Origin of the sequence: Phytoactinopolyspora alkaliphila (assembly GCF_010550695.1) — a bacterium.
GTDB lineage: Bacteria > Actinomycetota > Actinomycetes > Jiangellales > Jiangellaceae > Phytoactinopolyspora > Phytoactinopolyspora alkaliphila.
The window spans coordinates 77320-91681 of sequence record NZ_JAAGOB010000016.1; the positions used below are offsets into that span (position 1 = coordinate 77320).

16 protein-coding genes are annotated in these 14362 nt (G+C 67.5%); all 16 read left to right on the forward strand.

Annotated features, from left to right (window positions below; all coding sequences use genetic code 11):
- The first annotated feature begins 143 nt into the window (after positions 1–143).
- Positions 144–1238, forward strand: coding sequence for a peptide chain release factor 1 (gene prfA / locus G1H11_RS22720; RefSeq protein WP_163820939.1), 1095 nt, complete (start codon positions 144–146; stop codon positions 1236–1238).
- Between the two features lie 102 nt (positions 1239–1340).
- Positions 1341–2216: a peptide chain release factor N(5)-glutamine methyltransferase gene (gene prmC, locus G1H11_RS22725; protein WP_163820901.1), complete on the forward strand. Its 876-nt coding sequence runs from the start codon at positions 1341–1343 to the stop codon at positions 2214–2216.
- A 136-nt stretch (positions 2217–2352) separates the two neighbouring features.
- Complete coding sequence (locus G1H11_RS22730; protein WP_163820902.1) at positions 2353–3240, forward strand: L-threonylcarbamoyladenylate synthase; 888 nt, start codon at positions 2353–2355, stop codon at positions 3238–3240.
- A 32-nt stretch (positions 3241–3272) separates the two neighbouring features.
- The gene (locus G1H11_RS22735; protein ID WP_163820903.1) at positions 3273–4382 is read left to right on the forward strand and encodes an MraY family glycosyltransferase; all 1110 of its coding nucleotides are present in this window, start codon (positions 3273–3275) and stop codon (positions 4380–4382) included.
- 123 nt (positions 4383–4505) lie between these two features.
- A complete protein-coding gene (locus G1H11_RS22740) occupies positions 4506–5081 on the forward strand; it encodes a Cg1360 family ATP-synthase-associated protein (protein WP_163820904.1) in 576 nt (191 codons plus the stop codon).
- Between the two features lie 39 nt (positions 5082–5120).
- On the forward strand, positions 5121–5396 hold the full coding sequence (locus G1H11_RS22745; RefSeq protein WP_163820905.1) for a hypothetical protein: 276 nt from the start codon (positions 5121–5123) through the stop codon (positions 5394–5396).
- Positions 5314–6165, forward strand: a complete 852-nt coding sequence (gene atpB, locus G1H11_RS22750; RefSeq protein ID WP_163820906.1) for a F0F1 ATP synthase subunit A — start codon at positions 5314–5316, stop codon at positions 6163–6165. The genes G1H11_RS22745 and atpB overlap by 83 nt, the downstream gene beginning before the upstream one ends.
- Before the next feature lie 16 nt (positions 6166–6181).
- Positions 6182–6448 (forward strand): F0F1 ATP synthase subunit C, encoded by a 267-nt coding sequence (gene atpE, locus G1H11_RS22755; protein WP_163820907.1) that lies wholly within the window; start codon positions 6182–6184, stop codon positions 6446–6448.
- The gene (locus tag G1H11_RS22760) at positions 6445–7008 is read left to right on the forward strand and encodes a F0F1 ATP synthase subunit B (protein WP_216844046.1); all 564 of its coding nucleotides are present in this window, start codon (positions 6445–6447) and stop codon (positions 7006–7008) included. The genes atpE and G1H11_RS22760 overlap by 4 nt, the downstream gene beginning before the upstream one ends.
- Positions 7008–7814 (forward strand): F0F1 ATP synthase subunit delta, encoded by an 807-nt coding sequence (locus G1H11_RS22765; RefSeq protein WP_163820908.1) that lies wholly within the window; start codon positions 7008–7010, stop codon positions 7812–7814. The genes G1H11_RS22760 and G1H11_RS22765 overlap by 1 nt, the downstream gene beginning before the upstream one ends.
- Before the next feature lie 59 nt (positions 7815–7873).
- Positions 7874–9568, forward strand: coding sequence for a F0F1 ATP synthase subunit alpha (gene atpA / locus G1H11_RS22770; protein ID WP_163820909.1), 1695 nt, complete (start codon positions 7874–7876; stop codon positions 9566–9568).
- A gap of 104 nt (positions 9569–9672) precedes the next feature.
- A complete protein-coding gene (locus G1H11_RS22775; RefSeq protein ID WP_163820910.1) occupies positions 9673–10656 on the forward strand; it encodes a F0F1 ATP synthase subunit gamma in 984 nt (327 codons plus the stop codon).
- A 5-nt stretch (positions 10657–10661) separates the two neighbouring features.
- Positions 10662–12104 (forward strand): F0F1 ATP synthase subunit beta, encoded by a 1443-nt coding sequence (gene atpD, locus G1H11_RS22780; protein ID WP_163820911.1) that lies wholly within the window; start codon positions 10662–10664, stop codon positions 12102–12104.
- A gap of 64 nt (positions 12105–12168) precedes the next feature.
- Positions 12169–12537, forward strand: coding sequence for a F0F1 ATP synthase subunit epsilon (locus G1H11_RS22785; RefSeq protein ID WP_163820912.1), 369 nt, complete (start codon positions 12169–12171; stop codon positions 12535–12537).
- A 31-nt stretch (positions 12538–12568) separates the two neighbouring features.
- The gene (locus G1H11_RS22790) at positions 12569–13009 is read left to right on the forward strand and encodes a DUF2550 domain-containing protein (protein WP_216844047.1); all 441 of its coding nucleotides are present in this window, start codon (positions 12569–12571) and stop codon (positions 13007–13009) included.
- Positions 13010–13058: 49 nt separating this feature from the next.
- Positions 13059–14333, forward strand: a complete 1275-nt coding sequence (murA, locus tag G1H11_RS22795) for a UDP-N-acetylglucosamine 1-carboxyvinyltransferase (protein ID WP_163820913.1) — start codon at positions 13059–13061, stop codon at positions 14331–14333.
- Positions 14334–14362 lie beyond the last annotated feature (29 nt).

Here is a 14362-nt window from a genome sequence, read left to right on the forward strand (position 1 = left end):
GTACCCGCGACTGTGCTCAGGCGATCGCCACCGCGTTCGGGGGCGCGCCGGGCAACACCCAGCGGGGGGACGATCACCCGGAGCACGGGTACCCACGCGGTGACGATCATGCGGAGGCTGACATGTCTGGGAAGGACCCGGCGTTGTTCGAGGGCGTCAAAGCACTCGAATCCGAGTACGACGAGCTTGAGCAGAAGCTGGCCGACCCGTCGGTGCACGCCGATCAGGGCCAGGCGCGCCGCCTAGGCCGTCGCTATGCCGAGCTCACGGCCATCGTCAAGACATACCGGGAGTGGTTGCAGACCGGGGAGGACCGGCGCGCGGCACTCGAGCTGGCCGCAGACGACGCCACATTCGCCGCGGAAGCCGAGGAGCTCGCCACCCGGGAGAACGCCCTTGCCGATGAGCTTCGCATGCTCTTGCTGCCTCGTGACCCCAACGACGGGCGGGATGCGATCCTTGAGGTCAAGGCGGGTGCCGGAGGCGAGGAGTCGGCGCTGTTCGCCGGTGACCTGCTGCGCATGTATCTGCGCTATGCGGAGCGCGTCGGCTGGAAGACCGAGATCCTCGATGCCGAGGAGTCCGATCTCGGCGGCTACAAGGACGTGTCCGTGGCCGTCAAGGCGCGTGGCACCCCGGAGCCAGGCATGGCGCCTTACGCCAGGCTGAAGTTCGAGGGCGGCGTGCACCGTGTGCAGCGGGTTCCGGTGACGGAGAGCCAGGGACGGATCCACACGTCGGCGGCCGGGGTGCTGGTGCTGCCCGAGGCCGACGATGAAGCCGAGGTCGAGATCAGCCCGAACGACATCCGGGTCGACGTCTTCCGATCCTCCGGCCCTGGCGGACAGAGCGTCAACACCACCGACTCGGCCGTGCGGATCACGCATCTGGCCACCGGAATCGTCGTCTCCTGCCAGAACGAGAAGAGCCAGCTGCAGAACAAGGAGCAGGCGATGCGGATGCTGCGCGCGCGCCTGCTGGCCGCGGCGCAGGAGGAGGCCGACAAGGAGGCCGCTGACGCCCGGCGGAGCCAGATTCGCACGGTCGACCGGTCCGAGCGGGTTCGCACCTACAACTTCCCGGAGAACCGGATATCCGACCACCGGATCGGGTTCAAGGCACATAACCTCGACGCTGTCCTGGAGGGTGAGCTCGACCCGGTGGTGCAGGCGCTCGTCGACGCCGACTCCAATGCGCGGCTCTCCGGGGACGGGCAGGGCACGGAGGGAGAGGCATGACCGGCCCCGGCGCCGCACGTCGATACCTAGACGTGCGGCGGATATTGCGTTGGATCGGCCCATGCGCACGTCGTGGCATCGAAGTGCCGCTGTGGAGGGATCATGACGGCCGTCCGTGACCTCATCCGCGACGCGACGCAGCGGCTCACCGACCACGGAGTGCCGTCACCGCGCCACGACGCGGAGGTGCTTGCGGCGCACGTGCTCGGGGTCGAACGATCGCAACTGCTCACCGCGGGCGAGCCGCCGGTGTCCTTCGCGGCCGGCTACGACGCTCTCGTTGCCCGGCGGGCGGCGCGGGAGCCGCTCCAGCACATCACCGGGCGCGCTCATTTCCGGCATCTGACGTTGCAGGTGGGGCCCGGCGTCTTCGTGCCGCGCCCGGAGACCGAGCTGACAGCCGGGGCGGCCATCGCCGAGGCGCAGGCGATCGCCGACGACGGCCGGGTGCCCGTGGTGGTGGACATGTTCTCCGGCTCCGGCGCCATCGCCATCTCGGTGGCCCGGGAGGTGCGCCCCTGCGTGGTACACGCCGTGGAAGCCGAGGACGACGCCATCGAATGGCTCCGCCGCAACGCTGCGGGGCAGTCCGTCGTCGTCCACCGCGACGACGTGGGCGGAATCGTCGAGCGCAGCATGTCGATGCTGATCGGCACCGTGGATGTCGTCGTCGCGAATCCGCCGTACGTTCCGGTCGACGCCGTGATCCGGGAACCCGAGGTGGTGGAGCACGATCCGCCGGCCGCCTTGTGGTCCGGACCGGACGGGCTGGACGCCATGCGCGTGCTGGAGTCCGCGGCGGCACGGTTGCTGCGTACCGGGGGCCTGATCGTGGCCGAACATGCCGACGTGCAGGGCACCGCCGCTCCAGAGGTGTTCGCCCGCACCGGCCGCTGGGCTGACGTCGCAGATCACCAGGATCTCAACGGCCGGCCCCGCTTCGTGACCGCGCGTCGTGCCTCTGAGCCGACCCGGTGATCCGCGGGGGTCGTCTTCCTTTCAGCGACGTCCGCCCCGCATGATCGCCGATCAGACCCGGTGGAGCGGGTCTCAGAGTCACCCGCCGGTGTACCCGGCTGGGTGAACCGGAGCACAGCAAGGTTAAATACACGGCGTGGCATTGCTCTATGACTGCTCGGACGAAACCAAGCGGACCCGTGGCATGGGCGTGGCCGTGCGTGCCATCAAGGCGGGGCGCCTCGTGGTGCTGCCGACCGACACGGTCTATGGCATCGCTGCGGACGCGTTCTCGCCCGATGCCATCGCCAAGCTGCTGGCCGCCAAAGGGCGCGGCCCCGACATGCCGGTGCCGGTCCTCGTCGGTTCGGCTGACGCGTGGACCGGTGTGGCGGTCACCAACGAGGCGGCCGAGGCCCTGGCCGCGGTGTTCTGGCCCGGCGGCCTGAGCCTCCTCTGCCATGAGCAGCCATCACTGAATTGGAATCTGGGGGATACCGGCGGCACCGTCGTCGTTCGCATGCCGGAGGACGACGTCGCCCTCGAACTCCTGGAGAAGACCGGCCCGCTCGGCGTCAGCAGCGCCAACCAGTCCGGACGGCCGCCGGCGCGCTCCGCCAAGCAAGCTCGTGACCAGCTTGGAGACTCTGTCGCGGTGTACCTGGAGAGTGGGTTCACCGCCGCGGACGTGCCCTCTACCATCGTCGACGTCACCGAGGAAGTACCGCGGGTCGTGCGCGCGGGCGCCATCAGTCTCGAGCGGCTGCGTGAAGTGGTGCCGGAGATCATCGGGCCCGAGGACGACGAGGCTGCCGAGGACGCAGCCGCCGTCGACGCGGTCCCGAGCGACGACGTCGTCGCTGGTGAGGCACACGATGTCGAGACAGACGCCGAGGGCGGGCCCGGGAGTGAGCCAGGTAGCGAGCCCGATGGTCAGCTCGCCGACAGTTCGACGACGCCGCTCGAGGACCGTCGAGCCGACGTCGACTCGGAAGCCGCGGAGGAAGCTGCCGCAGGTGACGGGCACGCTAGTGGGCCGGCGTGACATGCCGGCCGGCTAGAAAGCGCTGACCTGCGGTGCGGGAGTATCTCCTCACATTCTTCGTGGCGGCCGCCATCACCTACCTGATGGTGGCGCTGTGTGGCCGGATCGCGCACTGGGTCGGCGCCATCCCGCCGCCGCGGGAACGGGACGTGCACGCGGAGCCGGTGCCGCGGCTGGGCGGCTTGGCGATGCTGGCCGGCCTGCTCGGCGCGATGCTCGTCGCCAGTTATCTGCCGCGGATGCGGACCGTCTTCGAGGAGTCGACAGACGCCCAGGCGCTGATGACCGCCGCCATCGTCATCTGCCTGGTGGGCGCGGCCGACGATATCTGGGATCTGTCCGCGCTGGCGAAGTTCGCCGGGCAGATGATGGCGGCCGGGTTGCTCGTCGTGCAGGGTGTGGAACTGCTGTGGCTGCCGCTGCCCAACGGTGTGTTCACCCTCGACCCCACGCAGCGCACGCTCCTGACCGTGCTCCTCGTGGTCGGCACCGCCAACGCGGTCAACTTCATCGACGGCCTGGACGGATTGGCGGCCGGCGTCGTGGGAATCGGCGCGGCCGCGTTCTTCTCCTACGCGTACCTTCTCGCCGTCGAGCAGGGCGACACCCGGATGACCACGCCGGCGCTGGTGGCGGTGGTTCTCATGGGGATGTGTGCTGGGTTCCTTCCACACAACATCTCACCGGCGCGCATCTTCATGGGCGACTCAGGCGCCATGCTGCTCGGCCTGCTGCTGGCGGCGGGTTCGATCACCTTGACCGGCCGCTCGGCCAGCCACGAGGTGGAGGAGTCGACCTTCCTGCTGGCCCTGCTCCCGCTGATCCTGCCCGCGGCCGTCATCGCCCTGCCGTTCCTGGACATGCTGCTGGCCGTGGTCCGCCGTACGCGGGAGGGGCGCATGTTCAACTCACCGGACAAGAAGCACCTGCACCATCGGCTCCTCGAGGTCGGGCACTCGGCCGGGCGGGCGGCGGCCATCATGTGGGTCTGGGCGGCGCTCGTCGCCGGCGGTGTCGTGGCCATCGCCCTGGTAGGGGACTGGACGGTCTACGCGCTGCTGGGGGTCGCGGTCCTCGTGCTGATCGGTTTCACGACGCGGCGGCCCAGGCGCCTCCTGCGCCGTCGTACTCCCGTCGCCTAAATGATCATGTAAACCATGCCTTCTCGTGCTTCACCATGCCTGCAGCCCTGGTGTCGCACGAGAAGGCATGGTTTACATGATCATTTGGGAGGAGCGCGGTCGTGGCGCGTAGGCTCCTGGACTGTGTCCGAATCGAATCGCATGAAATCCGGCCCGCCGGCGTCAGCTCCTGCGGCGCCCGGCGCCGTCCCCGGTGCCGCGTCGTTCCTGAAGCCGATGCGCCGGGTGCTCACCCTCACCGGGCTCGGCCTCGCCGTCCTCCTTCCCGTGGGCACGGTCGTCGGGTGGGCATTCGGAGGGTCCGAGGTCGGCTTGGCCATCTTGCTCGGGCTGGCGGTGCCCGCCGCCTTCTTCGGGGCCACCGTGCTCACGGGTGTCCTGGCCACGCGGCTCGACAACACCCGCTTCGTGGGCGTGGTGGTCGGCGCATGGCTGGTCAAGATCATCGTGCTGATGGTGATCATGGCGCTCATCGCGGACGCCGAGTTCTACGACCGGATGGCCTTCTTCATCGCCTTCGTGGTCGGTGTCGTGGCCTGGCTGTCTGCGGAGCTGGTGATCGTGGTGCGCAGCAAGGTGCCCTACGTTGACGTGCCAGAACGTGCTGACGTGCCAGAACGCTCCGCTTCTACGGACGCTTCCCCGGAGGCCTCGGACGAGCCGGCGCCGGCCCGGAACGGGGAGTCCAGGGGTGTGTGACACGGCACTGTCTGCGGCTTGGTATGGTCGGGGCGTCTCATGAAGGACCAGGCACACCTGCCCCAAGGCGGGGAATCGATCGTCTGGCACATTATGGGAACCCTGATCGCCGGGCCGGTCCTGTACGGGCTGATCGGCTTCGGGGTGGACAACCTCGCCGACGTGTCGTTCGGGCTGCCGATCGGTATCGTCGTCGGATTTGTCCTGTCGGGCTACATCATCTATACACGGTATGGCCGGGAAGCTGCCCCGGGCCTCGATCCCAACGGAGAAGACCCTGAGCGCGCTCACGACGACGATCATCCTCGCCGCTGAGGACGACGGCTTCCACGCACCTTCGCTGGTCGACTTCTTCCCTCCGGCGATCCTCTTCGAAGGAACCCTCTTCGAGTTCAACCGCGTCAACCTGGTCCAGCTGATCATGACTGTGGCGGTCGCCACGTTCTTCATCGTCGCCTTCCGCAACCCCAAGATCGTTCCGAGGGGCATGCAGAACCTCGGCGAGATCGCGGTGAACTTCGTCCAGGTTCAGATCATCGACACCATCATGGGCGCGGCCGGGCGGAAGTACCTGCCGTATCTCGCCACGTTGTTCTTCTTCATCCTGGCGATGAACATCGCGGGCATCATCCCGTTCCTCAACCTCGCCGGTTCCAGCGTGGTAGCGGTACCCATGCTGCTCGCGGTCGTCGCCTGGGTGACGTTCAACGTGGCAGGGATCCGCAAGCACGGGTTCGGCACCTACATGAAGTCGAACCTGTTCCCGCCTGGCGTGCCGAAGCCGGTGTACGTGCTGCTGACTCCGATCGAGTTCCTGTCCACGTTCATCCTGCGCCCGGTGACGCTGACCATCCGTCTCCTGGCGAACATGATGGCCGGGCACCTGATGCTGGTTCTGTTCTTCTCGGGAGCCACATACCTGCTGCTGGACGCCGATTGGCTGCTGAAGCCGTTCGGGCTCGGGGCGGCGGCCATGGGCTTCTTCATCACCGCATTCGAGATTCTGATCGCCTTCCTGCAGGCGTACATCTTCACTCTCCTCACCGCGCTGTACATCGCCGGCGCGGAGAGCGAAAGCCACTGACGGCAGAACCGACGCCATGGCAGTCCGCCGTGGCGCCAACACAAGAAAGGGAAACACCGTGGAGCTTCTCGCCGAGGTATCCGGCAACGTCAACGCCATCGGCTATGGCCTTGCTGCGATCGGCCCGGGTATCGGCCTGGGCATCCTGATCGGCAAGGCGCTGGAGGGTATGGCTCGCCAGCCCGAGGCCACCGGCATCCTGCGGGTCAACATGTTCATCGGTATCGCTCTCGTCGAGGCCCTGGCGCTGCTGGGCATCGTCGCAGGCTTCCTCTTCACGTGAGTCCTGACATGGTGCGCGCAGCCGAGGGAGATGTGCCTGAGGGCATAGATCTCTTCATCCCGCCGTGGTACGACATCTTCTGGAGCGCGGTGATGTTCGTCGCGCTCTTCTGGATCTTCTGGAAGTTCGTACTTCCTGGGATGAAGAAGGCGCTCGACGCCCGCAGCGAGGGCATCGAGCAGAAGCTCGAGCAGGCGGAGACCGAGCGCAACGAGGCGCACGCGCTGCTCGAGCAGTATCGTGAGCAGCTCGCCGAGGCACGTTCGGACGCCGCGCGGATCCGGGCAGAGGCTCAGGCCGAGCGGCAGTCGATCGTGTCCGAGGCTCGCACCGAGGCGCAGGAGGCGGCCGCAGCGGTCACCGAGCGTGCCGAGGTGCAGATGACGGCGGAGGCCGACCGGGTCCGCGCCGTGTTGTCCCGCGACGTCGGACGGCTTGCCACCGATCTTGCGGAACGCATTGTCGGCGAGGCGCTGGACGAGCAGAAGGTCAGTTCCACCGTCGACCGCTTCATCGCCGACCTCGAGACGGTCGCCCCGGAAGGACAGGAGACACGCTGATGCTGGGCTCCAGCCGGACGTCGTTCGATGCCGCACGCGAAGCACTTGCCGAGCGGGCGGCCGCGGACGCGACCCTCGCCGGCGAACTGCTCTCGGTCTCCAGGGTGCTCGCGGGAACATCAGCGCTGCGTAACGCCTTGTCGGACTCCGGTACGGAGGTCGCGGCCCGCACGGCGCTGGCTCGTTCGGTCTTCGAGGGCAAGATCTCGGCCGCGGCTCTGGAGGTCGTCTCCGACGCGGTCGGACGGCGCTGGAACAGCAGCGTCGACCTGGTCGACGCCGTCGAAGGACTCGGCTTCGAGGCGGCTCTGCTCGATGCCGAACGTGCCGGCCGCCTGGATGCGGTTGAGGACGAGCTGTTCCGGGTGGACCGGCTGGTCGCGGCCGACGAGCCGTTGCGGCAGGCACTGTCCGACCCCGCCGTCGACACACCAGCCAAGGCCGACCTTCTGGACGGTCTGCTCAGTGGCAAGGTCGACGAGACCACGGCCGCCCTGATCCGGCACGTCGTGGAGAACCCGCGCGGACGCAGGCTGACCGAGGCGCTGGAAAGCCTGGTCGAGCAGTCGGCGCGACGGCGCGAGCGTCTCCTGGCCAAGGTCACGGTCGCCGCGGCGCTGAGTGCCGAGCAGGAAAGCCGCTTGACCGCCGCCCTGGCGCGTATCTACCGCCGCGACGTCGATCTGCAGGTTGAGATCGACCCCGAGTTGCTGGGCGGTGTGCGGGTCCGGATCGGCGACGAGGTCATCGACGGCAGCGTGTCGCACCGGCTCGAGCAGGCGCGCCGTAAGTTCTCGGGTGCGTAGATGCGACCCTTAGACAGCACAGTTCACGAGTTTCGAGGACGAAAGAGTAGGGACCAAAGATGGCGGAGCTGACGATCCGGCCGGAAGAGATCCGGGACGCGATCGAGCGACACGTCCAGTCGTACGCGCCGGAGGCCTCTCGTGAAGAGGTCGGCCGGGTTGTGGACGCCGGCGACGGCATCGCTCACGTCGAGGGACTGCACTCGGCGATGGCCAACGAGCTGCTGGAGTTCGAGAACGGCACGCTCGGCCTGGCCCTGAACCTGGACGTACGCGAGATCGGTGTGGTGGTGCTGGGCGACTTCGCCGGCATCGAAGAGGGCCAGACGGTCCGGCGCACCGGCGAGGTGCTGTCGGTGCCCGTCGGTGACGCCTTCCTGGGCCGCACCGTCGATCCCCTCGGCAACCCGCTCGACGGGCTGGGCGAGATCGACGCCGAGACACGCCGCGCGCTGGAGCTCCAGGCCCCGTCGGTGATCAACCGGCAGAGCGTGAAGGAACCGCTGCAGACCGGCATCAAGGCGATCGACTCGATGACGCCGATCGGCCGTGGCCAGCGCCAGCTCATCATCGGTGACCGGCAGACGGGTAAGACCACCATCGCCGTCGACACCATCTTGAACCAGCGCGAGAACTGGCGCAGCGGCGACCCGAAGAAGCAGGTCCGCTGCATCTACGTGGCCACCGGGCAGAAGGGCTCCACCATCGCCGGTGTGCGCCAGGAGCTCGAAGAGGCCGGCGCGCTCGAGTACACCACCATCGTCGCTGCCCCGGCCTCCGACGCCGCAGGCTTCAAGTACCTGTCGCCGTACACCGGTTCGGCCATCGGCCAGCACTGGATGTACCAGGGCTACCACGTGCTGATCATCTTCGACGACCTCACCAAGCAGGCCGAGGCGTACCGCGCGGTGTCGCTGCTGCTGCGCCGCCCGCCGGGCCGTGAGGCGTACCCCGGTGACGTGTTCTATCTGCACTCCCGGCTGCTCGAGCGGTGCGCGAAGCTCTCCGACGAGCTCGGCGGCGGGTCGATGACCGGCCTGCCGATCATCGAGACGAAGGCCAACGACGTCTCGGCGTTCATTCCCACCAACGTCATCTCTATCACCGACGGCCAGTGCTTCCTGGAGTCCGACCTGTTCCACTCGGGCATCCGCCCGGCGGTCAACGTCGGTATCTCCGTCTCGCGAGTCGGCGGTTCCGCGCAGATCAAGGCGATGCGCAAGGTCTCCGGCACGCTGCGTCTGGACCTGGCGCAGTACAACGAGCTGAAGGCCTTCGCGGCTTTTGCCTCCGACCTCGACCCGGCGAGCCGGGCGCAGCTGGACCGTGGTGAGCGGATCACCGAACTGCTCAAGCAGCCGCAGGGCGCGCCGATGTCTGCCGAACGTCAGGTCGTCTCGATCTGGGCGGGAACCAGCGGCCAGCTGGACGAGGTGCCGGTTGAAGACATTCGACGCTTCGAGTCCGAATTCCTCGACTACGTGTCCCGGGAGCACTCGGCGATCCTGGAGTCGATCGCCGGCACCGGACAGCTCTCCGACGACGACGCCGGCCTGCTCGAAGAGGCGGTCACGTCGTTCAAGCAGCAGTTCGTGACGGCGTCCGGCCAGCCGCTTGTCAAGGACGAGCCGGTCGAGGCGATGGAAGAGGGCGAAGAGGACCAGGTGACTCTGCGCCGCCGCCGTCGCTCGGCGGCGGATGTGGATCAAGCTGCCGGCCCGGCCGGTGACACGAGCGCCGCTCCTCCGGGGTGATGGTCACACGCAGTCTTGCGGATCGAGCGAGTGAGGAAGCGAACGTGACGGACAGGCGTACAACGCCCGAGATGCCGACCGGGCCCGAAGGGAGGTGCTGAGCAGTGGGTGCACAGCTGCGCGAGCTGCGACGGCGGATCCGTTCCACCGAGTCGATGAAGAAGATCACCAAGGCGCAGGAGCTTATCGCCGCGTCCCGCATCATCAAGGCTCAGCAGAGCGCGGACGCCGCCAAGCCGTACAGCCAGGCGCTGGTGCGGGCGCTGGAGGCGGCGGCCTCGAGGTCGAATCTTGAGCACCACCTCCTGGAAGCCACCGGCACGCCGACTCGCTCGGCGGTTCTGGTGGTGACCTCGGACCGCGGTTTCGCGGGCGCCTACTCGGCGAACGTCATCCGGCAGGCCGAGGCGCTCACGGGTCTCCTGCGCGAACAGGGGCAGGAGGTGCGGCCGTACGTCGTGGGCAAGAAGGGCGCCAACTGGTTCCGCTTCCGGGGCCGCGAGATGTTCGGCGAGTACGTAGACATCACCGGCAAGCCGTCTTACGCCGACGCCCGCCGGATCGCCGACGACCTTCTCGAGGCGATCAACACGCCCACCGAGGACGGCGGAGTCGACGAGATCCACGTGGTGTCCACGCACTTCAAGAACATGGTCAGCCAGGAGGTACGGGCCCGGCGGCTGTTCCCCATCGTGGTCGAGGACGTGCCGGATCCGCTGCACCGGATCGAGGCGGGCGCGCCCGGCGGAATGAGCGAGGCGGCCGAGGCCGAGACGCCGGCCGCCACCACGCCCCAGGCCGAGGACGAGACGTTCCCGCTCTACGATTTCGAGCCCTCGGCGGAGGAGGTGCTCGATGCGTTGCTGCCGCAGTATGCGGGTAACCTCGTCTACACCACCCTGCTCGACGCCTCGGCGTCGGAGTGGGCCGCACGCCGGCGCGCCATGAAGGCGGCAACGGACAACGCGGGAGAACTACAGCAGAATCTGACCAGGCAGGCCAATGCGGCACGCCAGGCCGAGGTCACCCAGGAGATCAGCGAGATCGTCGGCGGCGCGGACGCGCTGGCCGCCGCAGGGAGTGAGTAAGAGATATGACTGCCACTGTTGAGGACACCACGGTCGGCACCGGCCGTGTGGTGCGGGTGATCGGTCCGACGGTCGACGTCGAGTTCGGCGAAGGCCACATGCCGGAGATGTACAACGCGCTCACCGTCGACGTCGAGCTGGCCCCCGAGGCGGGCGGCAACCGGACGCTGACGCTCGAGGTGGAGCAGCACATCGGAGACGGCCTGGTGCGGACGATCTCGATGCAGCCCACCGACGGCCTGGTGCGCGGCACCACGGTCACCGACACGGGTTCAGGCATCAGCGTACCGGTCGGCGACGGCGTGAAGGGTCACGTGTTCAACGCGCTCGGTGAGGCGCTGGACGTCGACTCGTCGGAGATCAAGGCCGACGACCGGTGGGTCATCCACCGTAAGCCGCCGAGCTTCGACCAGCTCGAGGGAAGCACTCAGATGCTGGAGACCGGCATCAAGGTTCTCGACCTGCTCACCCCATACATCCAGGGCGGGAAGATCGGCCTGTTCGGTGGTGCCGGTGTGGGCAAGACGGTGCTCATCCAGGAGATGATCACCCGAGTAGCCCGCAACTTCGGCGGCACTTCGGTGTTCGCCGGTGTCGGCGAGCGCACCCGTGAGGGCAACGACCTCTGGGTCGAGATGGCCGAGGCCAACGTGCTCAAGGACACCGCGCTCGTGTTCGGCCAGATGGACGAGCCGCCGGGCACCAGGATGCGGGTGGCGCTGTCCGCGCTGACCATGGCGGAGTACTTCCGCGACGTGCAGAAGCAGGACGTGCTGCTGTTCATCGACAACATCTTCCGATTCACTCAGGCCGGCTCGGAGGTCTCCACCCTGCTGGGCCGGATGCCCTCCGCCGTGGGCTACCAGCCGACCCTGGCGGACGAGATGGGCGAGTTGCAGGAGCGCATCACCTCGACGCGTGGGCACTCCATCACCTCGATGCAGGCCATCTACGTGCCCGCAGACGACATCACGGACCCCGCGCCACACACGGCGTTCGCCCATCTCGACGCGCGCACCGTCTTGTCCCGGCCGATTTCCCAGTTGGGTATCTACCCGGCCGTGGACCCGCTGGACTCGTCCAGCCGGATCCTGGACCCGGCGATCATCGGCGAAGAGCACTACCGGATCGCCAGCCGGGTGAAGGAGATCCTGCAGAAGTACAAGGATCTGCAGGACATCATCGCCATCATGGGTATCGACGAGCTGTCCGAAGAGGACAAGATCACCGTGAACCGGGCTCGTCGGCTGCAGCGTTTCCTGTCGCAGAACATGTTCGTGGCCGAGGCCTTCACCGGGCAACCGGGTGTGTTCGTGCCTCTCAAGGAGACGCTGGAGTCGTTCGACGCCATCTGCAAGGGTGAGTACGACCACCTGCCCGAGCAGGCGTTCAGCTTCGTCGGCAACATCGAGGACGCCGAGAAGCGGGCCAAGACGCTCGCGTCGTAGATCAGCTAGGCGTTGTGCGACATGGTTCAGCGGTGCGCGGCTCGGGTAAACGGAAGGAATGAGCGTGGCAGGAGAGCTCAACGTCGAGGTGGTCGCGGCTGATCACCAGGTGTGGTCGGGTACGGCCAACATCGTGGTGGCCAAGACCACCGAGGGTGAGATCGGCATCATGGCCGGGCACGAGCCGGTGCTCGGCCTGCTGGTCACCGGGCCCGTCACGGTGCGCACCGACGACGGCGGTGCGGTGGTCGCGGCGGTGGATCGCGGCTTCCTCTCGGTGTCGGAGAACCACGTGGCCGTTCTGGCGGAGTCGGCCCAACTTGCCGAAGACATCGATCCGGCTAGTGTGGAGAAGGAACTCGAAGCCGCCGGCGATGATCAGGCGGCGGCTCGGTGGGCGCAAGCCCGGCTCCAGGTGGCCGGAGCCAGATAGCTCGGCCGGCCGGGCACATCGGGGGTGATTGGTGGCGCTGTTCACGTGGGTAGCGGTGGTGCTGATCGCGCTTGCAGTGCTGGTTGCCGTCGCCCTGGTCGTTCTCTACCTGCGCCGAAGCGTCCTGCAACGCGAGGGCGGGTTCGACATGTGCATGCGGGTCGGCAGTCACGAAGGCTGGGCTGGTGGTTGGGTTTTCGGCATCGGCCGGTACCGGGGCGAACGGCTGGAGTGGTTTCGCACGTTCAGCTTCGCTCCACGCCCGAAGCGCACCTTTCAGCGATTGGAGCTCGGTGTGAGCAGTCGCCGGCTTCCGGACGCCGAAGAAGATTTTGAGCTGCCTGCCGGTCATGTCGTGCTCGGATGTGTGGTCGGCCCCACTACCGTAGAGGTGTCCATGACCGAGCCCGCATCGACTGCCTTCCTCGCCTGGCTCGAAGCCGCGCCACCTGGGGGGCACCTGGTCCGCTAGGGCGGTCCACCAGTGCCACGAGAAGTCGGTGAATCAGGAGACACCAACAGTGGAAAGACTTCGAGTGATAGGCGGCGCCTCGCTGCGCGGGTCAGTTCACGTCAGCGGGGCGAAGAACAGCGCGCTCAAGCTGATGGCGGCGACATTGCTGGCCGAGGGTGCGAGCACATTGCACGACGTGCCGGCGATCACTGACGTGGATTACATGGGCGAACTTCTCACCCGGCTGGGTGCGCACGTGAGCCGGGCCGACGGCACCATCACCGTCGACGTCCCGGAAAAGCTGGCGCACGAGGCCCCGTACGAGCTCGTGCGGCGGCTGCGGGCATCGATCTGCGTTCTGGGACCGCTGCTGGCCCGGTGCGGCGCTGCAGACGTAGCACTGCCCGGTGGTGACGCGATCGGCTCCCGCGGGCTGGACATGCACATTGCCGGCCTGCAGCGCCTGGGTGCCGAGGTGAACGTCGAGCATGGTTTCGTGGTCGCCCGGGCGCCCCACGGGCTCAAAGGGGCGATGATCGGGCTGGATTTCCCGAGCGTCGGCGCCACTGAGAACATTCTGATGGCAGCGGTGCTTGCCGAGGGTGAGACGGTGATCGACAACGTCGCCCGCGAACCGGAGATCGCCGACATCTGTCACATGCTGCGTGACATGGGTGCTCAGATCGAGGGCATCGGTACGTCGACGCTGTATGTCCATGGCGTCGAGAGCCTCCGGCCTACTGAGCACGTCACGGTTCCGGACCGGATCGTCACCGGGACGTGGGCGGTCGCGGCGGCCATGACCCGCGGAGACATCACGGTGACCAACGGCCGTGCCGAGCACTTGGAGCTTGTTCTGGACAAGCTGTCCACGGCCGGGGCCGTCGTCGAGCCCGGGCCGGACGGACTCCGGGTGGCGATGTCCGGGCGGCCGCGTGCCATCGACGTCGTGACCTTGCCCTATCCGGGATTTCCCACGGACCTTCAGCCGATGGTGGTGGCGCTCAACGCAGTCGCCCAGGGCACGGCTATGATCACCGAGAACGTGTACGAAGCCCGCTTCATGTTCGTGAACGAGCTGGCCAGACTGGGGGCCGAAGTGAGAATCGACGGCCATCACGCGGTAGTGCGTGGTAGGGAGAAGCTCTCCGGCGCTCCCGTGGTGGCAACCGACATCCGGGCCGGCGCCGGTCTGGTGCTGGCCGGCCTCGTGGCCGAGGGTGAGACCTTGGTGTCAGCTGTGCATCACATCGACCGTGGCTATCCGGACTTCGTCGGCCAGCTGAGCCGGCTGGGCGCGGACGTCACGCGTGAACCGGACCCGGATCGGTTCGACAACTGATGGCGAGGTAACGCCGGATGAGCGCTCGG